General features: G+C 69.9%; 14 protein-coding genes and 1 pseudogene. 3 read left to right on the forward strand and 12 right to left on the reverse strand.

Annotated elements, in window-relative coordinates:
* Positions 1-371 precede the first annotated feature (371 nt).
* The 4 genes from AVL59_RS29170 to AVL59_RS29185 form a co-directional block, all read right to left on the reverse strand.
* Positions 372-830: a Fur family transcriptional regulator gene (locus AVL59_RS29170; RefSeq protein ID WP_067310255.1), complete on the reverse strand. Its 459-nt coding sequence runs from the start codon at positions 828-830 to the stop codon at positions 372-374.
* The gene (locus tag AVL59_RS29175) at positions 827-1,387 is read right to left on the reverse strand and encodes an ATP-binding protein (protein WP_335743757.1); all 561 of its coding nucleotides are present in this window, start codon (positions 1,385-1,387) and stop codon (positions 827-829) included. The genes AVL59_RS29170 and AVL59_RS29175 overlap by 4 nt, the downstream gene beginning before the upstream one ends.
* 187 nt (positions 1,388-1,574) lie before the next feature.
* A complete protein-coding gene (locus tag AVL59_RS29180) occupies positions 1,575-2,381 on the reverse strand; it encodes an SDR family oxidoreductase (protein ID WP_079147059.1) in 807 nt (268 codons plus the stop codon).
* Entirely contained in the window at positions 2,378-3,385 is a 1,008-nt protein-coding gene (locus AVL59_RS29185; RefSeq protein WP_208870464.1) for an NADP-dependent oxidoreductase, read from the reverse strand. Before AVL59_RS29185 ends, AVL59_RS29180 begins: the two co-directional genes overlap by 4 nt.
* Positions 3,386-3,660: 275 nt before the next feature.
* Here AVL59_RS29185 and AVL59_RS29190 point away from each other — a divergent pair, with 275 nt between their 5' ends.
* From AVL59_RS29190 to AVL59_RS29200, 3 genes are all read left to right on the forward strand, one after another.
* Positions 3,661-4,203 carry a DUF485 domain-containing protein gene (locus AVL59_RS29190; protein WP_067310259.1) on the forward strand — a complete coding sequence of 181 codons (543 nt, stop codon included), beginning with the start codon at positions 3,661-3,663 and terminating at the stop codon, positions 4,201-4,203.
* Positions 4,200-5,816, forward strand: coding sequence for a sodium/solute symporter (locus AVL59_RS29195; protein ID WP_067310261.1), 1,617 nt, complete (start codon positions 4,200-4,202; stop codon positions 5,814-5,816). Before AVL59_RS29190 ends, AVL59_RS29195 begins: the two co-directional genes overlap by 4 nt.
* A 1,280-nt stretch (positions 5,817-7,096) precedes the next feature.
* Positions 7,097-10,447: a GH92 family glycosyl hydrolase gene (locus AVL59_RS29200; protein ID WP_237281713.1), complete on the forward strand. Its 3,351-nt coding sequence runs from the start codon at positions 7,097-7,099 to the stop codon at positions 10,445-10,447.
* Between the two features lie 499 nt (positions 10,448-10,946).
* Here AVL59_RS29200 and AVL59_RS29205 read toward each other — a convergent pair whose 3' ends face one another.
* The 8 genes and pseudogenes from AVL59_RS29205 to AVL59_RS29240 form a co-directional block, all read right to left on the reverse strand.
* Positions 10,947-13,343: a glycoside hydrolase family 65 protein gene (locus AVL59_RS29205; protein WP_067310267.1), complete on the reverse strand. Its 2,397-nt coding sequence runs from the start codon at positions 13,341-13,343 to the stop codon at positions 10,947-10,949.
* A complete protein-coding gene (locus AVL59_RS29210) occupies positions 13,340-14,083 on the reverse strand; it encodes an HAD family hydrolase (protein WP_067310270.1) in 744 nt (247 codons plus the stop codon). The genes AVL59_RS29205 and AVL59_RS29210 overlap by 4 nt, the downstream gene beginning before the upstream one ends.
* A 194-nt stretch (positions 14,084-14,277) precedes the next feature.
* Complete coding sequence (locus tag AVL59_RS29215) at positions 14,278-17,025, reverse strand: bifunctional YncE family protein/alkaline phosphatase family protein (RefSeq protein WP_067310272.1); 2,748 nt, start codon at positions 17,023-17,025, stop codon at positions 14,278-14,280.
* Positions 17,026-17,029: 4 nt separating this feature from the next.
* Positions 17,030-18,385, reverse strand: a complete 1,356-nt coding sequence (locus AVL59_RS29220) for an ABC transporter permease (RefSeq protein ID WP_067310277.1) — start codon at positions 18,383-18,385, stop codon at positions 17,030-17,032.
* Entirely contained in the window at positions 18,382-19,323 is a 942-nt protein-coding gene (locus AVL59_RS29225) for an ABC transporter ATP-binding protein (RefSeq protein ID WP_067310280.1), read from the reverse strand. Before AVL59_RS29225 ends, AVL59_RS29220 begins: the two co-directional genes overlap by 4 nt.
* A gap of 211 nt (positions 19,324-19,534) precedes the next feature.
* On the reverse strand, positions 19,535-20,386 hold the full coding sequence (locus AVL59_RS29230; RefSeq protein WP_067310283.1) for a geranyl diphosphate 2-C-methyltransferase: 852 nt from the start codon (positions 20,384-20,386) through the stop codon (positions 19,535-19,537).
* A 30-nt stretch (positions 20,387-20,416) separates the two neighbouring features.
* On the reverse strand, positions 20,417-21,583 hold the full coding sequence (locus tag AVL59_RS29235; protein WP_067310286.1) for a family 2 encapsulin nanocompartment cargo protein terpene cyclase: 1,167 nt from the start codon (positions 21,581-21,583) through the stop codon (positions 20,417-20,419).
* Between the two features lie 10 nt (positions 21,584-21,593).
* Positions 21,594-23,002 (reverse strand): annotated as a pseudogene (locus AVL59_RS29240) (family 2B encapsulin nanocompartment shell protein).
* Positions 23,003-23,284 lie beyond the last annotated feature (282 nt).

Consider the following 23,284-nt stretch of genomic DNA (forward strand, 5'->3'; position numbering starts at 1 on the left):
GGAGACGCTCGGTCACGGTGGCGGCGCCCCGGACCGCCCGGGCCTGAACCGCCCTTGCCGACTGTGCCGAGCCTGCCGAGCGCCGACTGTAGTGGCGTCCACACCCTCATGGTCAGGAAGCTAGTCCCACGACCGTAGCGTCCGGTTTCCGACCTGTTAGGCGTGTGGGAAGTTCGGTTGCGTCGCCCTCACACCGCGGGCCGGGAGACTGTGACGGCGGGTGGCGGGACGGGGGGTGCGAGACGATCCGCCCGCTCATCATGCGCATCACCACGACGATGGAGGACCTGCCCGGCCCCACCGGCAGGCTGCCAGTCCGAGTCCGCCCCGATGGCCCGCGAGGACAGTGGTGCGGGCGGGGCCCGCCTCCGTCAGGACGCCGGAGTCGCTGCCCGGCAGTCGGGGCACAGGCCCCAGAACGTCACGGCGGCTTCCTGGATGTCGTACTCCGCCGGCAGATGTGCCTCCAGGCAGGGAGCCGCACCCACCGTGCACTCGACGTCACGGATGGCGCCGCAGCGGCGGCACACGAAATGGTGGTGGTTGTCGTGGTGATCGGTCTCGTAGCGTGCCGGGTGACCCGGGATCTGGGTGCACCGCACCAGACCGGCGTCCGTGAGGGCACGGAGCACGTTGTAGGCGGCCTGCAGGGACAGGCTGCCCGTGACCCGCTGAGCTCGCTCGCGCAGGGCGTCGGCGTCGAGGTGGCCGGCCGACTCGGAGATCGCCATCAGCATGGCCATGCGCTGGGCGGTCACCCGCATGCCCGACGTGCGCAGTCGCGCCGCGGCCTGCGCCATCGGTTCCTCGCCGGTCGTCGTAGTGCTCATGCGGCCTCGCTCTTCCAGTCGCCCTTCGATGTACCCAGGCCGTCCGGGACGCCCCCGTCCCGCTCGGGCACGTTCTCCCTGTCCGGGCATTCCCTTGCGCCCGGTACCGGTGTGTCCGCCTCGGCGTGAAGCTCGAACCACACGGTCTTCCCCGCGGGCAGCCCGCGCTCACAGCCCCACCGCGCGGCGAGCATGTCCACGAGTGCCAGTCCGCGGCCACCCTCGTCCTCAGGGCCGGCGGCGGCGGGTCGCGGAGGTTTCGAAGAACCGTCGCTGACCGAACAGCGCAGGTCCGGCACCCGCTCAAGGGTGAGGCGCAGCGGGCTTGCGCCGTGCCGCAGCGCATTGCACACCAGCTCGCTCACCAGCAGTTCGGCGGCCGGGACCAGCTCACCGAGACTCCATCGGGGCAGTGCGTCGCGCACTGCTGTCCTCGCCAGGCGACACGCGGCCGGCGTCCACGGCAGAGCCCAGCGCCGCATCGTGAAAGAGCCGGAGGCAGCCGTGTCGACGGCCGTTCCACCGGAGCGGGGATCTCGGAGGATTGTGTGGTCCATGCGGACAACCCCCTTCGGGAGCGGGTTGCCATCTCTCCCTCGACCGTACGCCTTCTCTGGAGTCAGTCAAGTCTGTGGAGAGAACGCTTTTTCATGAGGGACCCAAGCTGCTGGAGGCCGTTCGAGCCGGTTCGGAACGGCAGCGGGGGTGGGCCCGGTCGTCCTCCGGACCCACCCCGGAAACGTCTCAGACGCCGACGGGTCTGCCCGGGCCGGGAACGCGGCGGAAGCGGAACGGCTCCGCTTCGCGGCCGGCCTGGATGAACCAGCACTCCCCTGTGCCGTCACCCGTGAGGATCCGCAGCACCGTGTCCGCGACGGCCTCGGCCGGGATGACCGGCAGACCCTGCTCGGAGAGCATGCCGCGCAGGTGGTCGATGATCCGCGACTCCGCGAACCCCGGGCAGATCGCGTTGAAGCGCACGTTCTCCGGTGCGAGAGCCGGCCCCAGGGAGCGTGTGAGTCCCACGACCGCGTGCTTGTTGGCCGCGTACAGCGGATCGAGCGGCACCGCAGCCAGCCCGGCCAGGGACGCGGTCGCGACGATCGCCCCTCCGCCACGGGCCCGCAGCGCGGGCAGCACGGCATGGGTGCCGAAGACCACACCGTCGAGGTTGGCTCCCATCGCCCGGCGGTAGCGTGCCGGGGCGAAATCCTCGCCGACGCCGCATCCGGTCGCCACCCCCGCGTTGAGCACCGCGATGTCGACACCGCCGTACGTCTCCTGGGTGAACTCCACCAGTGCGCGATTGGCGTCGAGATCGGAGACGTCACAGGCACGGAAATGGCCGCCGATCAGGTCGGCCACCTCCCGGCCACCCCTCGTGTCAAGATCCGCGACGACCACACGTGCCCCCGCCTTCGCCAGCGCCAGCGCCGTGGCCCGGCCCAACCCGCCGGCAGCGCCGGTGACGATCGCCGCCTTTCCCTGGAGCGAGGCGCCGTCTCCCCGCTCTTCCCGCACGGCGGCGGTCCCGCTCTCGGCGGTGGTCATGCCAGCTCCAGCACGAGCTTGCCGACGTTCTCGCCGCGGAAGAGCATCTGGAACGTCTCGGGGAAGTCGTCCACGGTGCCCCGCACCACATGTTCCTTGACCTTGATGCGGCCGGCGCCGATCCAGGCGGAGATCTCCTGCGCCGCCTGCGCGTAGCGCTTGGCGTAGTCGAAGACGACGAAGCCCTCCATCCGGGCGCGGCGCACCAGCAGCGAGAGGTAGTTCGAGGGGCCCTTGACCGGCGTGGCGTTGTTGTACTGACTGATCGCACCGCACACCACGACGCGCGCGTGCATCGCCAGCCGGGTCAGCGCGGCGTCGAGAATGTCCCCTCCGACGTTGTCGAAGTAGACGTCTATACCGTCGGGGGCGTGCTCGCGCAGCGCCTTCTTGACGTCGTCGGCCCGGTAGTCGATCGCCGCGTCGAATCCGAGTTCGTCGGTGAGCAGCGCGCACTTCTCCGGCCCTCCGGCGATGCCCACGACCCGGCAGCCCTTGGCCTTCGCGATCTGCCCCGCGATGGTGCCGACCGCTCCGGCGGCCCCGGACACCACGACGGTCTCGCCGTCTTTCAGCGCCCCCACGTCCAACAGGCCGAAGTAGGCGGTCATGCCGGGCATGCCCAGCGCTCCCAGATAGGTCGAGGGCGGGGCGAGCGAGGTGTCGATCTTCATCGCGCCCCGGCCGTCGGAGACCACGTACTCCTGGACACCGAACGTGCCGACCACGTGATCACCCGGTTGGAAGCCGGGATGGTCGGATGCGGTGACCTCGATGACCGATCCGGCGCGCATCACCTCCCCGATGCCCACCGGCGGCAGGTAGGAGGGGCGGTCGTCGAGCCAGCCCCGCATGGCCGGATCGAGGGAGATGGCGCGCGTCCGGCCCGCGAACAGGCCCGGGCCCGGTGCCTCGTGGGGTTCGCAACGGTGCTCCCAGTCTTCGGGTTTCACTTCGCCCACGGGGCGGGCTGCCAGACGGATCTGGCGGTTGGTCGCGGACATCGCGCCTCCTGTCGTTCGCGGCTCCCGCGACCATACCGACCAGTAGGTACGCGAGCGAGTGTGACATTCCCCACATGCCGCCCATGCCTTCAGGGGCCTACGGTCCGGGGGGCGTCGATCGTCGAGCGATCACTGTCGACCGGATGCCGCATCGAACTCGAAACGTGACACTCCGCAGGCTGACCGCCATTCCAACCAGTCGGTATCGTGCGCGGCCACATCCGAGCTTCACCGCCCACCTCCCACGCGTCCGAGCCGCACCGGAAGGCCCTGCGATGACACACCCCGACGACAACCGGTACCCGCACCCGCCACCAGCACCGCCGGGTTGGCCGCAGCCGCGGGCCGAGCCCTATGCCCATGCCCCTCGGGGCACGTCACACCAGCGGGATCCCTGGCAGGAGTCGTACGGACACTACGTCCCGCAGGACAGCTCGTACGGATACGACGCCTCTTCGTACGACCCGTACGGGCAGGCACTCCGGCACGAACCGTACGCGCCCGAGACCGATCGGCACGGTGGCGACCTCGCCGCCCTGCGCTCGGCCTACCGCCTGCTCCGCCGGATCTCCACGCTCGCCGCGCTCGGCTCCTTCGTGGTGTATGTCGTGCTGTCCTGCTATGCGCCCGGCCTGATGGGGGCCAAGGTCGCCGGAGAGCTGAGCCTGGGAATGGCCCTGGGGGTCCTCCAGCTCGTCGTCACCTTCGCGGCGGTCTTCTGGTACGGACGCAGCGCACAGCGCTCAGTGGATCCGCTGGCCCGCACCGTCAGAGAACGGGCGGTCGCCACCGGCCGGAACGCGGGGACGGCGCGATGAACGACTTCGGCTCCGGGACGCAGGCCACCGTCCTGATTCTGTTCACCACGCTGGTCACCGTCACCCTGCTGATGTGCGTGATGGCGGGACCGGACCGCGACGACCTGACGAACTTCTACACCGGCTACCGCTCGCTCACCCCGTTCAAGAACGGCCTGGCGATCGCGGGCGACTACATCTCCGCGGCCACGGTGCTGAGCACCACGGGCATCATCGCGCTCGCCGGGTACGACGGCTATGTTCTCGCGGTCAGCACGGCCCTGTCCCTGGTGCTGCTGATGTTCCTGCTGGCCGAACCCCTGCGCAACGCCGGCAGGTTCACCATGGGAGACGTCCTGGCCCGCAACATGCCCGGGCGGGCCGTGCGGGTCGCCGCCTGCGTGGTGACGCTTTCGGCGACCCTGCCCTTCCTGGTCGTCCAGCTCTCCGGGGCCGGGTCGCTGCTCACCTTCATCCTCGACATCCCGCACGTGGCGGGTGCCAGGACGGCGTGCATCGTCATCGTCGGCAGCCTAATGATCATTTACGCGGCACTCGGCGGTATGCGAGGCACCGCGCTCATCCAGATGATCAAGATCGTGCTGCTGCTCGGCACCAGCCTCGTCGTCGCCGCTCTGGTACTGAACCGCTTCGACTGGAGTCCCGGAGACGTCCTCAGGGCGGCCCAGCACGGCAGCGGCACGGGCCCCGCCTTCCTGCAGCAGGGCCTTCAGTTGGGTACCTCGGCCATGGACCGGCTGGACTTCGCCGGTCTCCAGGTCACCGTGGTCCTCGGCGTCGCCTGCCTGCCCCACATCACGATGCGTCTGTACTCCGCGCAGGACGTGCCGGCCGTGCGTCGCTCGATGTCGTGGGCGGTCGGCACGGTCACCACGTTCTGCCTGCTCGTGATCATCATGGGTACGGGCGCGGCCGCGCTGGTGGGATCGCGGTACATCACCGCGGCCGACCCGCACGGCAGGACCTCGGTGCTCATGCTGTCGCAGGTGCTCGGCGGAGCCTCCGACTCCGTGGGCTCGACGATTCTCTACTCGGCCGTGGCGGGCATGGTGTTCATCACCCTGTTGTCGTCGGTCGCGGGAATGACCCTGGCCGCGGCCTCGTCGCTCGCCCACGACCTGTTCGCCCACGCTGCGCGCCGGGGCCAGGCCCGGCCACGCACGGAGATGACGGTGGCGGCGTGGACGAGTGTGGCCGTGGGAACCGTTGCCATCGGGCTCTCCACCCTGGTCCAGAACTGGGACGTCGCCGTGCTCACCACTCTGGCCATCTGCATAGGGGCGTCGGCGGTGGCACCCGCGCTCACCTACTCCCTGTTCTGGCGTGGATTCACGCGCACAGGCCTGCTCGCCACCCTCTACGGCGGCGCGGCCTGCGCGCTCGTGCTCATGGCACTCTCCAAGGCCGTTTCGGGCACGCCGTCCGCGGTCTTCCCGAACGCCGACTTCGACCTGTTCCCCATGCAGTCCACCGGACTGGTCTCCGTCCCGTTCGGCTACCTGGTGGGGTGGCTGGGCAGCCGCTGGGACCACCGGCGCCGCCCCGCCGACAGCCGCGAGAACCGGCGACTGTACGAGGAGAGCGAGGCCCGGCTGCTGGCCGCGGCCGAATGACCACGTCCGCGGAGGCGGGCTACGCAAGCGGCCCCGTGTCGTAGCTGTAGTCCGCCCTGGGACCCGGCGCCTCGACGCGCGGCCCTCGGCATGTGTGCCGGTCAGTGGTTGTGGACGGAAGAACCGAGGACCTGCACCCCGACCGGTCAACCACTGCTGGTGAGGATCGTTTCCACAGCGGCCTCGCCCGGCCCGCGGCTCTTCCCCAAAGCCTGCGCCGGCCTCGGCACCGATCCCCGCGTCACCCTCACGGTCGGCGACAACCCGGTGAACCGACACGGGACGGACCAACCGCGTCGGTTCGCCCGGGTCGACGGGCCGTCTCCTTGGTACGACCGGAATCATCTGTGACGCGGCAGGCGCTTCAGACTTGCCGGACGCAGGTCCGGGTCCGCGGCCAAGGCGTCAGGGCCCGGGGCCGACCTGCCTCGGTCGAAGAGGGCGTCGCCCACCAGGAGGGTGCCGGTGGGTTCGTGGAAGACAGTGCGGCATCCAGTACGTCGAAGCCGGCGTGGTCCGGTGGCTGCTGCCGGTGCGGATCAGGAACTTGCTTCGTTTCGATACCGGTTGCGTTTGCGATGCATGAGGCGTTGCCGACAAGGAAGTCGTGCGTGCGCCGTCGAGAACTCACGAGTCCCACATGTTGCCGACGTGGTGGACCGGCGCTGTGCGCAGCGCCTCAATGGTGGTGTCCGGTCCGCCCGTTGACCGTGCTACCGGGTGAGAGTGGGAAGCCGCTTCCCCGTGCGGCCGGCACCCTACGTCGCCCCGGGCGCGACGGGCGGGACCGGCCGCTCGCCCTCGTCTTCGCTGGTGTTGCACAGCTACGGCGGCGGTGCGGACGGAGTGCTCCGCAGAGGGGTCCGCGACCCGGCCCGACTCCCGGGTGGTCCGGTCGAGCGGAGCGGGGCCTGGTCCTCGACGGCGGGGCCCGCGAGACGTCCGGCCAGGGTTGACCCCGAATCAGCCGAGAGTCCCAGATCCCCGACCGGCCGCGGCGGCGTGGTGGTGCCGAAAGCATCGGTTGCGAACTTCGCGCTCAGAAACTGCTGTTGCGCTCGTTGACATGTCCTGAGCCCACACGTTTCACTCGACACTCGTGCATGGCAACGTTGTCAGACCGTCCGAGGCGATCAGCAGCGTTGCCTGCCACTGACGTCCCCTTCCTTCGGCACGTCAGCACCTGTGCGAAGCACGAACCGCTGCGGAGGCAACCGATGGTCCGACCCCGACGTTCAGCTGAGCCACGTAACCGCAAGAGACTCCGCCAACGCCTGGCCGTGATCTCCGTCCTGGGCATCACGGCACTTCCGCTCCCGGCGATCGGGGACGCCCATGCCGCGAGCGCCGCAGCACCGGCGTTGGTGAAAGACCCCGCGTCCCTCGTGAACCCTCTCATCGGTACCTCCGGAGAGGTGGACACCTTCCCCGGCCCCGACATGCCGGCCGGCATGGTGCAGTGGGGTCCCGACACGACGCCCCACCGCCCCTCCGGCGGCGGCTACGAGTACAAGGACAACCAACTGTCGGGCTTCAGCCTCACCCATGTCTCGGGACCCGGCTGCGGCGTCGCGGGCGACCTGCCCGTCCTGCCGGTGACCGGCGCGCTGTCGGGGAACCTCGGCAACGCGTCCGTCGGCTTCAGCCACGACGACGAGCAGACCGGCGTCGGGTCCTACAAGGTCACCGACGCGGGCGGGGTCACGACCCAGCTGACCGACACCACGCGCGCCGGTCTGGGCACCTTCGCCTTCCCCGCGGGCCGGCAGGCGAACCTGCTGTTCAAGCTCAGCGGCGGCGCCACCCAAGTGGACGGCACCCGCGTCCAAGTGGTGAACAAGAAGGAGATCAGCGGCTCGATCGACAGCGGTCACTTCTGCGGCGCGAAGAACCGGTACACCCTGCACTTCGACATCAAGTTCGACCAGCCGTTCACCACCAGCGGCACCTGGGTGGGCAGCACCATCAACCGCGGCGCGACGTCGCTGAAAGCCGGCAAGGCCCGGCAGAACCTGCAGACGCACCCGTCGAAGCCGCTGAAGGAAAAGCACTTCACCGTTCCCGCGGCCCCGTCCCCGACCGTGCACGCGAGCGCCGACAGATCCTCCGGCACGCCGTCGCCGGCCCCTGGCGCCGGCACAGCGCCCCGGACGTCAACCGCGGGCAAGACCGCCGAGCCCCCCACGACGGGTGCCAACGGCATGTACCTGACGTTCGACACCTCGTCCAACCCGACGGTGAAAGCAAAGGTCGGCATCTCCTACACCAGTGACACCAACGCGGCGGACAACCTCGCCACCGAGATCAAGAACTGGAACTTCGGCGCCGTCGAGCAGGCGAACCACGACGCCTGGAACACGGTGCTGAACAAGATCCAGATCGGTGGCGGCTCTTCGGACCAGCAGGTGCAGTTCTACACCGCGCTCTATCACGCGTTGCTGCACCCGAACGTCTTCTCGGACGACAACGGCCAGTACATGGGCATGGACAACCAGATCCACGAGCTGGCCAAGGGCCAGCAGGCCCAGTACGCCAACTACTCGGGCTGGGACACCTACCGCTCCCAGACCCAGCTGATGGCGATGGCCGAGCCCAAGGTCACCAGCGACGTCGTCACCTCGATGCTCAACGGCTACGACCAGACGGGCCTGCTGCCCAAGTGGGCCTCGAACAACGGCGAGAGCTACGTCATGGTCGGTGACCCGGCCGCCGGCATCATCGCCGACGCGTACGCCTTCGGTGCCCGGAGCTTCGACACGGACAAGGCGCTCGCCGCCCTGCAGCACGAGGCCACCGCCGCGAACAACGACCGCCCCGGTGAGTCGGTGCGGGACACCAAGGGCTATCTCCCGGTGGACGAGAACGACTACAGCTGCTGCAACTTCTACGGCCCCGTCTCCACGCAGCTGGAGTACGACTCCGCCGACTACGCCCTCGCCGCCTTCGCGAAGTCGCTGGGCAGGACGGCCGTCTACGAGAAGTTCGCCACCCGTGCCCAGGACTGGATGAACGTCTTCAACCCGCAGACCGGCTACATGCAGGCGAAGAACAAGGACGGCCAGTTCGCGGGCGGTTTCACCCCGGGTACCTCCAACGGCTTCGTGGAGGGCACGTCGGCCCAGTACACACCGATGGTCCCGTTCAACCTGAAGCAGCTCATCCAAGCGCGTGGCGGTGCCGAGGCGTACTCGTCCTACCTGGACAGCCTGCTCGGCAACATCACGAACCCCGGCAACACCAACGCCGACCTGAGCAACGAGCCCAGCGTGGAGATCCCCTGGGAGTACGACTACACGGGCCGACCGTGGAAGACTCAGCAGGCCGTCCGCGAGGCCCAGCAGAAGCTGTACTTCAACGCTCCGGTCGGCTCGTTCGGCAACGACGACCTCGGCGCGATGAGTTCCTGGTACGTCTGGTCCGAGCTGGGCATGTACCCCGAGACCCCGGGTACGGACACCCTGGCGCTCGGCAGCCCGGCGTTCCCGGTGGCCGCGGTGACCTTCGCAGGCGGCAAGAGGGTGCAGATCAACGCGCCGCAGGCGGCACCTGATGCCCCGTACGTGCAGTCCCTGGACGTCAAGGGCAAGGAGTGGAAGACCTCCTGGCTGACGTACCAGCAGTTCAAGGGCGCGGGCACCATCGACTTCACCCTCGGCACCCGGCCGAACAAGTCCTGGGCCTCCGATCCGTCGGCGGTGCCGCCGTCGGACACCACGGGCGGCGACCGCGTCCTGGCCGCCACCGGCCCCTCGAGCGACGGCCTGGTGCTCCAGCCGGGCGCGTCCGGCGACGGCACGCTCGACCTCACCAACCTCGCCGGCAAGGACGTCACCGTGGACTGGAAGGCGACAGCGCCCCCCGGCGTCACGCTGGACCCCGCGTCCGGCTCGGTGAAGGTGCCCGCCTCGGGCAGCGCCGAGGCGAAGGTCCATGTGACAGCGGGCGCGAACGAAGGAACGTACCCGGTCGCCTTCGCGCTGACCGACCACGGCACCGGGGCAGCACTGAACGGGGCGGCCCTACGCGTGGCCGTGGCCAAGGCCGGCGAGCTGTGGCCGTACGACACCAACGAAGGCATCTACCCCGATGGCACGAAATTCTCGGGCGGCTTCGACGGCGGCGGCTGGGCATTCTCACAGAACGCGCTGTCGGCGGCCGGCGTCACGAGCGGTTCCACCGTCACGGTCGACGGCATCACCTACACCTGGCCCACGGTGACGTCCGGTCACTTGGACAACCTGGAGATGGCCGGCCAGACCCTCCCGATGCCGGCCGGTACGTCGGGTGCGTCGCTGGGCCTGCTGGGCACGGCGGCCAACGCACCGACCGACGGCAGCGGGGTCTCGGGCACGGTGACCGTCACCTACACCGACGGCACAACCTCCAAGGCCACGGTGGGCTTCTCGGACTGGACGCTCAACGCCGGTTCCAGCAAGCCGATCGCGGGTGACACCACGGCCGTCACCACGGGCTACCGAAACACCGGGAGCGGCGGCCGGGACGGCGTGAAGACCTACGTCTTCGCCACCAAGGTCCCGCTCGACGCGTCCAAGCAGGTGGCATCGATCACCCTGCCGGTGACGGGCTCGACAGGCACCGACCACCTGTTCGCCTACGCCTTCGGTCAGTGAGACCAGGCAGGCACTGACGACGGCGGGGCCGGTTCCCGATGGCGCAAGCCACGGGAGCCGGCCCCGCCGCGCGTGCGAGCCCGGCCACGCCGGCTGCCTGGAGCGCCTCGACAACACCGGCACGTCCCACCACGCTCGGCGCCAGTGGTCGCGCGGCCTCGCCGAGCCCGACCGGATCCTCGCGCATCGCGGGCGACGGAGTGCAACGCTGGATCTTGGGCTTACGGCACCCGAATCGCCCGTCCGCCACGACCAGCGCCTTGCCGCGATCATGATCGGTGCTCCAGCCGGGCGACCGGAGTTCGCCGAGTGGTCGACATCGCTGGGCGACGACAGCGTCGCGATCCCGTTCTTGCGCTAAGCCTTCGTCGACCTCCGGGACAGCGGTGGCGAGGACGAACAGTTCCGCCTTGGTGCCGAACCACCGTAGCCTGCGGTCCGATCGACTGCCGATCAGCGTCCGAACCGGCCGCCAAGCCGACGACGGCGACAACTTCCGCTAGTCCTGTGTCTCCGCCTGGTGCTCTTCCCCGGCGAGCGGGCCCACCGGACGGCGGCCCGGCGGCTGCTGCGTCTCGGGGCGCACGGGCACGGGGGGCATCGGCCGGTCGACCGGAGCGTCGGTGGTCACGGTCATCGGTTCCCCGTGATGCAGCACGACCAGCGGTTCACCTTCCACCAGTCGATAGCGCGCATGGGACGGGCCGATGTCCACCTTCAGCCTGCGTCCGCGTACCAGCACCGTGAACGCCACCCTGGACAGCGCTTCCGGCAGGCGCGGTGTGAACGCCGGCAGTTCGGACTTTCCGTCCTCGCTGATGTGCCGGCGCATGCCGCCGAATCCCGTGACCAGGGCGATCCACGTGCCGGCGAGGGAGGCGATGTGCAGCCCGTCACGGGTGTTGTGCTCCAGATCGTCGAGGTCCATCAGCGCGGCCTCGCCGAGGTAGGCGTAGGCCAGCCGTAGGTGTCCGGTCTCGGCGGCGAGCACCGCCTGGCAGCACGCCGACAGGGAGGAGTCGCGGACGGTGAGCGCGTCGTAGTAGGCGAAATTGCGCGCCTTCTGCTCGTCGGAGAAGAGGTGCGGGCACTCCATCATCGCCAGCACCAGATCGGCCTGCTTCACCACCTGCTTGCGATACAGGTCGAAGTAGGGGTAATGCAACAGCAGTGGGTAGTTCTCGGGCGGGGTCGCCTCGAAGTCCCAGCGCTGGAAACTCGTGAACCCTGCGGACTGTTCGTGCACGCCGAGAGACTCGTTGTACGGCACCGCCATGCGAGCCGCAGCGTCCCGCCACGCCGCGGTCTCCTCGTCGTCGACATCGAGTTCGGCGGCCCGGTCCGGATGGCGCGTGGCCACATCCGCCGCGGCCATCAGGTTCTCGCGGGCCAGCAGGTTGGTGTACAGGTTGTCGCGGGCCAGGGCACTGTACTCGTCGGGTCCGGTGACCCCGTCGATGTGGAAGACGCCGTCCGCGTCGTGGTGTCCGAGGGAGCGCCACAGCCGGGCGGTGTCCACGAGGAGGTCGAGCCCCTCACGGCGCTCGAAGTCCTCGTCCCCGGTCATCATGACGTACCGGTCGACGGCCATGGCGATGTCGGCGTTGATGTGGAAGGCGGCCGTGCCCGCCGGCCAGTAGCCGGAACTCTCGGCACCGTCGATCGTCCGCCAGGGGAACGCCGCTCCCGACAGGCCCAGCTGGCTCGCACGTTCCCGGGCCGCCGGCAGCATCCGGTGCCGCCATCTCAGTGCCGACGCGACGGCCTCCGGCGCGGTGAACGTCAGGACCCGCAGCACGTAAGACTCGGTGTCCCAGAAGGAGTGCCCGTCGTACCCGGTTCCGGTCAGGCCTTTCGCGGGAATGGCCCGGTTCTCGCCGCGGGCCGCGGCCTGGAGCACGTGGAAGAGGGCGAACCGCACCGCCTGCTGGATCTGCGCGTCGCCTTCGACCTCGACGTCCGCGCACGCCCAGAAGCGGTCCAGGTAGGCTCGTTGCGCGGCGACCAGCCCGTCCCAGCCCGTGCTGACCGCGGCGGCCACGGCTCCGTCCACCTGATCGTGCACGGCCGGTAGCGAACGCTCCCCCGACCAGCCGTAGGCCACGAACTTGAAGAGCCGCAGCGGCCGCCCGGGCACCAGGTCCGCGGTCACCGTGAGACGGCTGACGTCGGGCTCGCTCTGCGCCGTCCAGCGAGTGCTCTCGGGCCCCTCGACGAGATGGTCGGCCGCTGCTGCCACCCGCAGTGCGCTGCGGGTGGTGCAATGCACGAGCCGCAGGCGGGTGTCCTGTGCGAAGTGCTCCTCGGCACTCAGGGGGGACTCGATGGCCGCGGCAACGCGCGGGTCGCCCCCAAGGCCGGGCAGTTGTTCGTTGGCCACCAGCTCGGACTGCACGGCCACCGTGGTCGGTCCGTCGATCGCCTCGACCTCGTACACGATCGCGGCCACCGCGCGTTGGGCGAAGGACACGAGCCGCTGTGAGGTGATCCGGACCGTGCGGCCGCCGGGTGATGTCCAGCGCACCGTGCGGCTGAGCACACCGGACTGGAAGTCCAGAACCCGCTCGTGCGCCAGCAGCTGGCCGTAGCGCAGATCGCACGGGTGGTCGTCGACCAGCAGCCGGATGACCTTGCCGTCGGTGATATTGATCATCGTCTGGCCGGACTCGGGATATCCGTAGCCCGCTTCCGCATAGGGCAGCGGATGCCGCTCGTGGACGCCGTTGAGGTAGGCGCCGGGCAGTCCGTGGGGTTCGCCCTCGTCGAGGTTGCCGCGCCACCCGATGTGCCCGTTGGACAGCGCGAACACCGATTCGCTCTGGGCGAGCACGTCCAGGTTCAGCTCGGTCTCGCGCAGGCACCACGGCTCGACCGTGAAGCTGGGATGGGTGATCACCGCGACTCCAGAAGTTCGGCCAGGTCGCGGACCACGACGTCCGCCCCGTGCGCCCGCAGCTGGTCCGCCTGGCCCACTCTGTCGACGCCCACGACCACGCCGAACCGTCCCGCCCGCCCGGCCTCGACGCCGGCCAGGGCGTCTTCGAACACCGCGGCCTCGCCCGGATCCGTTCCGAGCCCGCGAGCCGCCTCCAGATAGGTGTCCGGGGCGGGCTTGCCGCGCAGACGGCGCTCGCGCACCACCACTCCGTCGATCCGCTCCTCGAACAGGTCCTCGATGCCGGCCGCTGCCAGGACGTCCCGGCAGTTCGCGCTCGACGACACCACCGCGCAGCGCAGGCCGGCCTCCCGCGCCGCGTGGACGAAGCGGACCGAGCCCTCGTAGGGTTCCACCCCCTCCTCGCGGATCCGCCGCAGCACCAGGTTGTTCTTGCGGTTGCCCAGTCCGTTCACCGTGTCCGCCTGCGGCGGGTCGTCCGGCGTTCCCTCGGGCAGGTGCACTCCACGTGCGGTGAGGAAGGTGCGCACGCCGTCCTCACGGGGCCGCCCGTCCACGTACTCGTCGTAGTCGTCCACCGCGTCGAAGGGCACGAACTCGGTCCCCTCACGTGTTGCGCGCTCGCTGAGATAGCCGTCGAACATCTCCTTCCAGGCGGCCGCGTGCACCTTCGCCGTCTGGGTGAGGACACCGTCGAGGTCGAACAGACAGGCACGGACATGAGCAGGAAGCCCCAGCATGCCGCCGAGGCTAGGAGGCGTCCGCGGCCGCTCGCGGCAGGCCACCGTCCGGCACGCCGGAAGGCACCCGCTCGGTCGAGGACCGCATGGCGGCCGGGCGAACGTCCCGCTCCCGTGTCCGGCGCACAAGGGACGGAAGGAGCCCCTGGCCGGCGGTGACGCCGACCGGGGGCCCTTGAGGTGATCAGCCTGCGTCAGCCGTCGGACTCCGACGACGGGATGTAGGCGCCCGGCACGTCGCCCGGCGCGTAGATCCTGCTCTCGCCGGGGTAGGGCCTGGCCCAGTTGTGCGTCTGGTACCACGTGAGGTGGTTCATCTGCGCGGGGTTCGCGTAGTCGGGCACGGCGTGCGGCCCGGTCAGCCGCTGCTTGGCCTTCCAGTCCTCCCACTTCGCCGCGAGCTGCCGCATGGCCGACGGCACCTTCGACGCCGGCACGGCCGCGGCCTTGGGGTCCTGCGCCGCGGGGGTGTCCACACCGCAGGAAGGCGGGGTCTTCAGACCGTCGGTCAGCGAGGTCCGGTTGGGCAGCGCCGTGAACGGCGTGTCGTCCGGCTTCCCGGTGAACGCCCCGGCCATCGGGCTGGCCGCGCTGTCCTTCTGGTTCATCGGGTGGATCCCGAGGATCTGCTCGATGGTGCGGATCATGGTGATCTGCGAGTAGTAGTGGCTGTCGACGGTGCCGTGCTGGGCCCAGGGGCTGATGATCTGGATCGGGGCGCGGTGTCCGTCGACGTGGTCGAGGCCTGCCTGGGAGTCGTCCTCGACGACGAAGATCGCCGAGTCCTTCCAGTACTTGCTGTGCGAGATCTCGTCGACCATCCTGCCGACCGCGAGGTCGTTGTCCGCGACCTGAGCCGCCGGACTCGCCGGACCACCGGTGTGGTCGTTGGAGAGCCAGAACATGTTCAGGTTCGCCGGACCGTTCTTCTCGAAGTCCTGCTTCCAGATCTCGTACTTGTAGATGTCCGGGACACTGGTGTCGAACATCGGGAAGCCCGGCGCCGACACGTCGTTGAGCGACGGGATCGCCGAGCCCGTCTGTATGGGGTAGGCGGTGTTCTGCCCGGTCGCGGACATGTTCTTGGCGTCGCAGTACAGGTTCTGCCAGGACGCGTCGGACGGCTTGCTCTCGATCGACTGGAACTCGCCGAAGTCCCGCACGGACTTGCCCGCCGCCTGCGCACCGGTCCAGAGGAAGCCGGACTTCTGGTGACCGAGGGCGTCGTCCTCGGTGTCGTAGCTGCGCGCGTACTCTCCGGCCGAGGACTCGGTGTACTCCGGGTCGTCGGCCTGCATCAGCCAGTTGTGGCCCTCGGCGGAGTTCGTGCCGATGTCGTAGGTGTTGTCGTAGAGCCCGAACTGGTCGGCCAGCGCGTGCTGGTTCGGCGTCACGTTCTCGCCGAACTGTGTCACCGAGGAGTCGCCGTTGCCCTTCGCCATGTCGCCGAAGACCTGGTCGTAGGTCCGGTTCTCCTTGACGATCAGGAAGACGTGCTTGATCGTCGAGGGGTCGCCGAGCCGGCGCGGGACCGGGACCGGCCTGGCGTAACTCCCGCCCTTGGCCAGCTTGACCGAGCCCGGGGTCCAGCCGTTCTGCCTGAAGACCTTGGCCGTCTGGGACCTGATGACGCTGTCGTCCGGCAGCGTGAACCGCTGCACGCTCGACGTGGTGTCGTGGGTTCCGTGCCCGGCGCTGCTGGTGGGACGGCGGGCGTCGATGCCGCGGGTGTTGGAGACCAGCACCTGCTTGCCGACGGTGGTGATCTCCGCGGGGAAGTAGTCCGTCGGGAGCAGGCCGACGTAACTGACCGGCTCCTGCGGGCTCTTGTACCGGTAGACGGCGACCGCGTTGGCCCGGCCGAGTGTCACCAGCAGGCGGCCGTCGTCGGTGAGCGTCACCGCGTCGGGCTCGTAGCCCACCGACGCCTCCGGCCACGGCCGGGTGTCGATGGTCTGTACGACCTTGTCCTTGCCGGTGTCGATGACCGACACGTCGTTGGTGGCGGTGTTGGTGACGAACAGCGCCTTGCCCTTGGCGTACAGGGAGGTCGCGTGCAGACCGACGTCGATGCTCGACGGGGCGGCCCCGGGGTTCGCCAGGTCGATGACGCTGACCGTGCCGGTGGTGGTGGCACCGGTCTTCGGGTTGGCCGGAACTTGAGTGCCGTACGAGTTCATGGTGGTGTCGCCGGGCTTCGCCGGACGCCCGCCCTCGTTGCTGACGTAGAGCTTGCCGCCGACCTGGACCATGTCACGCGGAGCGTTGCCCACGGCCCAGCTCTGCTTGACGGCGCCGGTCGCCGCGTCGATGGCGACCACCCGGTTCTGGCCGTTGACGGCGGAGTACACGGTGGAGCCGTCGGACGAGAAAACCGCCTGGCCGACCAGGGCGTGCTTGGTCCCGTCCGCCGTGATCTTGATCGACGTCGGGTCGGTGACGGTGCCGTCCGGGTTCACCGTGAACCTGGTGTAGCCGTCGGTCTGGCCCAGCCACAGCTGTGTGCCGTCGGGCGAGTACGTGGGGCCTTCCTGTCCCACGCTGTTGCTGCTGATGCGCGGGACCGAGGTCGCGGCGGTGCCGACGACCTGCTGCACCTTCCAGTTCTGCACGTCGACGATGGCCAGTGCGCTCCCGCCGTCGGTGACCGAGGCCGCGAGGTGGGTGCCGTCCGGGCTGACGGAGGACGACATGATCTTGCCGTTGTTGATGACGAGGCGGTCGCCGTACGGGGCGATGTACTGGTCGCTGGAGATGACCTGGCCCCGGTCGGTGGTCTGACCCACCTGATCGGTGCCGAACTGACGTGTCTGGGCGTAACCGATGCCGGCTGTGACGGCGAGGACGACCGCGGTGGCGGCTGCCGTGAGGGTGGTCCGGCGGCCGAATCGTCTACCGAGGAAGTCCGTCTCGAGGTTTCTGCGGTTGCGGGTTACCTGCATGGAGTCACTCCTTCGCCGTGCGGAGAAGTTCGACGTTGCCGTCGAACTGCCAAAGTGGGTTCGGTGCGTCGCCGGTCGGCGTCCGGACCAGGAAGTAGCCGTTCACTTCCTTCGGTCCGTCGCCGTCGGCCATGAACCGCCCGTCCGGGGTGACGTCGAGTTGGTAGATGGCCGTGCCCGCGGCCTCGACGCCGGGGAGATGCCAGGAGACGACGCAGCGCCAGTCGTTGCCCGGTCCTTCGGCGGCGACCCTGATGCTGCCCTTGTCGCACGTCGCCGTGGTCTTCAACTGCGCTTCGGTGACGTCGGGGCGGTTGAGCTGCTTCGTCTGCATGCGATAGAGGTGGGCGAACGCCGTGGCGAGCGAGCGCTGCACTTTGTCCTGCTCGATCCCGGAGCCCGTGGCCCCGGTCGTCGCGGCGACGACCGCGACGGTCACCGCGACCACCCCGGCCAGCGGCAGGACTCCGGCGGTGACCGCGCGGCGCCCCGAGCCGTCGTAGGTGGCGTTGGTGAAGTCGCGCCGCATGAAAAGCGCGTAGGCCAGCACCGTCGCGATCACCGCCCACACCAGACTGACCACGACGCCGATGACGAGCGGGCGGAGCTGTGCCGGGCCGGTGAACAGGCCGTTCCAGGCGATGAAGGCGTAGCTGGGCAGGCCGAGTCGTACGGCGGCGGGGAGCGGCAGCATCTGGGCGAGCTGCATTCCGAGGGCGACGACCGCGGGCAGCAGCAGTCCCATCGGGGAACGCCCCAGTGCGACGGAGCCGAGCAGTCCGATCGCGGCGAGGGCCAGGGTCGGGGCGAGGACGCAGACCCAGGCGAGCAGAACCTTGCCCGCCGCGTCCGCCGAGGTCAGCAGATGACCGTCGAGGCCGACCAGTGGCTGGTTTCCGACTGCCAGGAGACCGCCGACCACACTGGAACAGGCCAGCCCGACCACGAGCAGCAGGAGAGCGGTGAGGCTGGCCAGCGCCTTCGCCGCGAAGATCCGCCTGGGCGACCGGACCGCCACGAGCAAGTGGCGCCAGGTGCCGAGCCGGTCCTCGGAGGCGAAGATGTCTCCGGCGACCACCGAGGTCAGCAGCGGGAGTGCCCAGGTGCCCGCGAAACCGAGCATCACCAGCGGTCCGGCCCATCCCGTGGCATGCATCCAGCGCCCGAAGAGGGTGTCGACGGGCAGCGTGCTCTGCCGGCTCACAGCGGCGACGAAGAGGCCCGGCGCGATCCAGCAGGCGAGGACCAGCAGCCGGATCCGCCATTGCGAGACCAGCTTGACCAGCTCGAAGCGGTAGCCGCGCGGAACAGAGACGGGGCGGGCGGTGGCAACGTTGCCGTCCGCTGCGGTCGCGGTCATCGGCCGGCCTCCTTCGGCTCGGTGAGGGCGAGGAACGCGGCTTCGAGCGGCGACACCACGGGGGCGAGCTCACGCAACGCGATGCCCGCGTGGACGAGTTGCACCACGAGTTCGTCCAGGGCGGGCACCAGCGCGCGCACGACGAGCGCCTCGGCGTCGTGCCGTGTCCCGGCGTCGTCGACGATCCGGATGCCGGCCGCGTCGCCTGCCAGCCGCCGGGCGGCCTGCGGGTCGGAGGTGAGCAGCCGGTAGTCGAGTTCACGGTTCTCGGCGGCCAGCTTGCTCAGCGGCCCGGAGAAGACGACCCGTCCGGTGGCGACGATGGTGACTTCGGAGCACAGTGCCTGGAGGTCGTCCATGCGGTGGCTGGAGAGCACGACACCGGTGCCGTCCGCCGCGAGCCGGGTGAGGACGCCGTGTACGTGCTTCTTGCCTGCCGGGTCGAGGCCGTTGGACGGTTCGTCCAGCACGAGCAACCGGGGCTTGGTGAGCAGGGCCGCGGCGAGCCCGAGCCGCTGCCGCATGCCGAGAGAGAACCCGCGGGCCTGGTCGTCGGCGACATCGGTGAGCCCGACCTGCTCGAGCACGTCGTCGACCCCCGCTGTCCGCGCGTCGCGGCCGCGGAGAGCGGCCAGCGCGGCAAGGTTCTGCCTGGCGGTGAGCGAGGGGTAGAGACCGGGCCCGTCCACGAAGCCGGCGACTCCGTCGGGTGCGGCGAGCGCCCGCCGGACCGGCGTACCCAGGATCTCCAGGCGGCCGCTGTCGGCGACGGCCAGGCCCAGCAGGAGGCCGAGCAAGGTCGTCTTGCCGGCGCCGTTCGGTCCGACCAAGCCGTGGATCTGTCCCTGCGCCACATCCAGATCGACGCCGTCGAGCGCGACGACGTCGCCGAAACACTTGGTGATCCCGCGAGCCCGGACTGCGAGGCGTGTGTCCATGAGTCCCTTCTTTCCCAGCCTTCGGGGACCTTAGGGACGGCACACGACACAGGCACGGACGCCTGGTTGAACGGCCATGGAACGGATCGTCAAAGCGTCGGCAAGTCGGGGTGCACGAAACGGACGGCGGCGAGGCGGGCGGGACCAGGCCCCGGCCGCGCGTTCCTGGACGAAAGGCACGGCCGGTGGCCTGAAAGGGAGAGCCGAGGACTCAGACTCGGTCCGCCGCGATCAGCAGGTAGTGGAAGCTGCCCTCCTTGTACGCCGTCAGGAACGGCTCCTCGACGCCCGTGGCCAGCGAGGACTTGGCGCGCAGCTCCCAGTAGGGGATGGTCGCGTCCGTGAGGTCGACGACGTTCATGGGGACGAGGCCATGGGCGGCCATGGCCTTGAAGTAGGCGCTGCGCGGGTGGATGTTGCAGGTGTAGTGCTCGTCGATGCGGCTGACGGCCTTGGAGCGGCCGCCCGTCACGTCGTTGTAGCAGCCCGTGATGACGACGTAGCGGCCGCCGAAGGCCAGCTGGCGGGCGTGCTCGGCGAAGAGGTCGAACAGGTCCACGTACATGGTGGATTCGTTGTTCCAGATGCCCTGGAACGCGCCGGTCGGCAGGCCGGTGTCCAGCATGTTGCGGAAGTGGTAGCGGACCTTGTCGTCCACACTCCGCCTGCGGGCCTCGGCGTCCGCGAAGTCGACCTGGGCCTCGGAGATGGAGACGCCGTCGACCTGGCAGCCGAAGCGGGCGTTGGCCATGATGCTGGTGCCGCCACGGCCGCAGCCGGCGTCGAGCAGACGGTGGCCCGGGGCGACGGGGCCGAGGTGGTCGAGCAGGACGTCGGCCTGGGCCGACTCCAGTCGATGGAGTTCGGCGATGACGCGCTCGTCGCGGGTGTCCTCGGGTCCGTCCAGGACGGAGGGGTCGTAGTCGCCGATCCCGTAGTGGTGGTGGTAGAGGCCGTCGACGTCGCCCAGGCGCAGGTTGACCGGGTCCTTCTCGGCGTTCCAGTAGTCCGCCACGGACTTCTGGTACGCGGTGCGCAGGACGGGGGCGGGGGTGGTGGTCATGAGAGTGGGGCTCCTTGCGGTGTGCGGAAGTCAGGAAGCGGTGGAGGTGGAGGAGGTGTAGCGCCGGCTGCCGCTGTGCCACGCGCGGTTGCCGCCCAGCCAGGCCCACACCCCCGCGAGGAAGCGGCGCAACTGGGGTGAGCCGGTCAGGGCCAGGGCCGCCGCCTCCGTCTCGAAGGTGCGGACCAGCTCGTCGTGGATCGCCGCGCTCCGCTCGATCGCCTCGCGCGGCGTACAGCGCTCCTCTGCGGCGATCACGGTCGGCAGGTTGAACTCCACGCTGTCCGAGTGGTGTTCCTTCGCCATCGAGTACAGGTCGTTCACGAGTGTGGCGGCCGTGGACGCCATGGTCACGGCGCGGCGGACGCCCGGATCGGCGTACTCGGCGGCGGGCAGTACGTAGCCGCCCACCATGTCGGTCATCGCGACGCACGGGACGAAACTGTTGATCTGACGGTGTGCCAGGTACTCCCAGACGGCGGGCATCCGGCCCTGGGAGCGCCAGGACCCCTCCTGCCCGTAGCCCACGAACAGCACCGCGACCTCGTGGCGCAGCCGGGCCAGTTGGGACCGGTCCGCGTACCGGGCCATGTGCGCGAAGGCGGAGCGCAGGGCCGTCCGCACCGGGTCGTCCCGCATGGCCTGCTCGACGGCGGGGACGTAGCGGAGCGGAGGGTGGGCGGGGTCGATGGCGGCGTAGGCGATGCCGAGGTGCGCGCCGAGCAGCGCAGGCGCGGATCCCATCGTCTCGTCGTCGCAGTAGTAGTCGTCCGTGGCCCACTCGGCCAGGGCGCACTTGCCGGCCGCCAGCAGCCGGTCCGGGTCGTCGGTGTCGGGGTGCGCCAGCATCATCAGTCGCCCGAAGTCCGCGGCGCGGACGCGGTCGAGGCGGCCGGCATAGAGGCCGATCTCCTCGGCCCACGCCAGCAGGCGGACGTTGACCTCTTCGGCGAGCGCCGGGTCGTCGCGGAGCGCGGGCGGGCAGTACAGCTCGGGTACCCCGGTGCTCTCGACGTCCTTGCGCCTGGCGGTGATCCGGGCGGCGGACGTGCCCAGCCCCGTCGGCCCGGTCGGCAGGGCGAAACGCTTCGCCGGTCCCTCCGGGCGGACACCCGGGTGCTCGGCGAGCAGCGCGGCAACGATCCGCGCCACGTCGTGGCGGGCCGAGGGCGCGGTGATCCGGGACAGCAGTGACACGGATTCCCCCTTACGACGGAGTGCCGAAGACCTCGACGTTCTCCAGAACGCCGAGCGCGTCGGGCACGAGCACGGCCGCCGAGTAGTAGGTGCTGACCAGGTAGGAGATGATCGCCTGTTCGTTGATGCCCATGAACCGGACGTTCAGGCCCGGCTCGTACTCGTCCGGGATCCCGGTCTGCCGCAGGCCGACGACGCCCTGCTCGCCCTCGCCCAGCCGCATCGCGAGGATCGCGGAGGTGCCCTGCTCGGAGACCGGGATCTTGCCGCAGGGAAGGATGGGCACGCCGCGCCAGGCCGGCACCGGGTGTCCGCCGACCTCGGCGGTGTCGAACGCGAGCCCCCGCTTGTTGCACTCACGGCCGAAGGCGGAGATCGCCCGCGGGTGGGCGAAGAACACCTTCGTCCCGCGGCGCATGCTGAGCAGCTCGTCCATGTCGTCAGGGGTGGGCGGGCCGGAGTGGGTGGAGATGCGCTGGCTGTAGTCGGCGTTGTGCAGCAGCCCGAACTCGGGGTTGTTGACCAGCTCCGACTCCTGGCGCTCGCGCAGGGCCTCGATGGTCAGCCGCAGTTGCTGCTCGACCTGGTCCATCGGGTCGTTGTAGAGGTCCGCGACCCGGCTGTGCACCCGGAGGATCGTCTGCGCGACGCTCAGCTCGTACTCGCGGGGCCGGAGTTCGTAGTCGACGAACGTGCCCGGCAGCACCGGCTCGCCGGTGTGACCGGAGGCCAGGTCGATGGCCGCCTCACCCTTCTTGTTCCGCGGCCGTGCCTGTTCGGCCCGGCACCGCCGGACATGGGCCCGCAGCCCCTCGTTCCGGGCCGCCACCTCCTCGTACGCGACCCTGGGGAGCGCCAGCACCGTGCACGCCGTCAACGCGCGGGCCGTGAACTCCCACGTGCCCGGTTCCTCGGCGACCAGCTGCCCGCCGAAGAACCCGCCGTCGGCCAGCACGCCACGCCGGGTCTCCTCACCGTACTGGCCGGGCACGAGCTTCTCGACCTTGCCGTGCGCGATCAGGAAGACGTGGTCGACGGCCCGGCCCTGCCTGGCCATCACCTGGCCGGGTTCGTACTCCCGCTGCTCGCACCGCTCGGCCAGGGACCGCAGCACCGCCTCGTCGTCGAAGCCGCGCAGCAGCGGCAGTTCGCCCAGTTCGGCGGGGACGACCTTGACCGCGGCCCCCTCTGGACGAACGTCATCCGGCCGTCACCGACCTCGTACACCAGCCGCCGGTTGACCCGGTACGTGCCGCCCTTCGCCTCCACCCAGGGCAGCATCCGCACCAGCCACCGTGAGCTGATGCCCTGCATCTGCGGCACGGTCTTCGTGGTGGTCGCCAGGTTCCGCGCGGCGGCGATCCCGAGACTGAGCTGTGCCCGGGCCGCTGAGTGGTCGGGCTGCTCCGGCTGCGACATCCTGGTCCCTTCCTTAGGGGTGCCTGCATCAAGAAGGAGCCCGTGACGGGCCGACCGGCCCGCGAGGCTCCTGTGACGCAAGTGAATCAACGTCAGATGATGTTGGTCGAGGCAGCCGGACGTAGACCGACGTGTTTGCGCCACCGACGGACAGGGGTCGTATCCGGCTTCGGCGACCGGCCGGACGGCAGCCGAGTCGGCAGTCGTCAGCGCCGTGGCCGCGGGGCAAGCGCGATGACCGCCTCCGCTCCGGGGCCGTACCGGGTGAGCTGGAGGACGCCG

Origin of the sequence: Streptomyces griseochromogenes (genome assembly GCF_001542625.1) — a bacterium.
In the GTDB taxonomy this organism is placed as follows: Bacteria; Actinomycetota; Actinomycetes; order Streptomycetales; family Streptomycetaceae; genus Streptomyces; species Streptomyces griseochromogenes.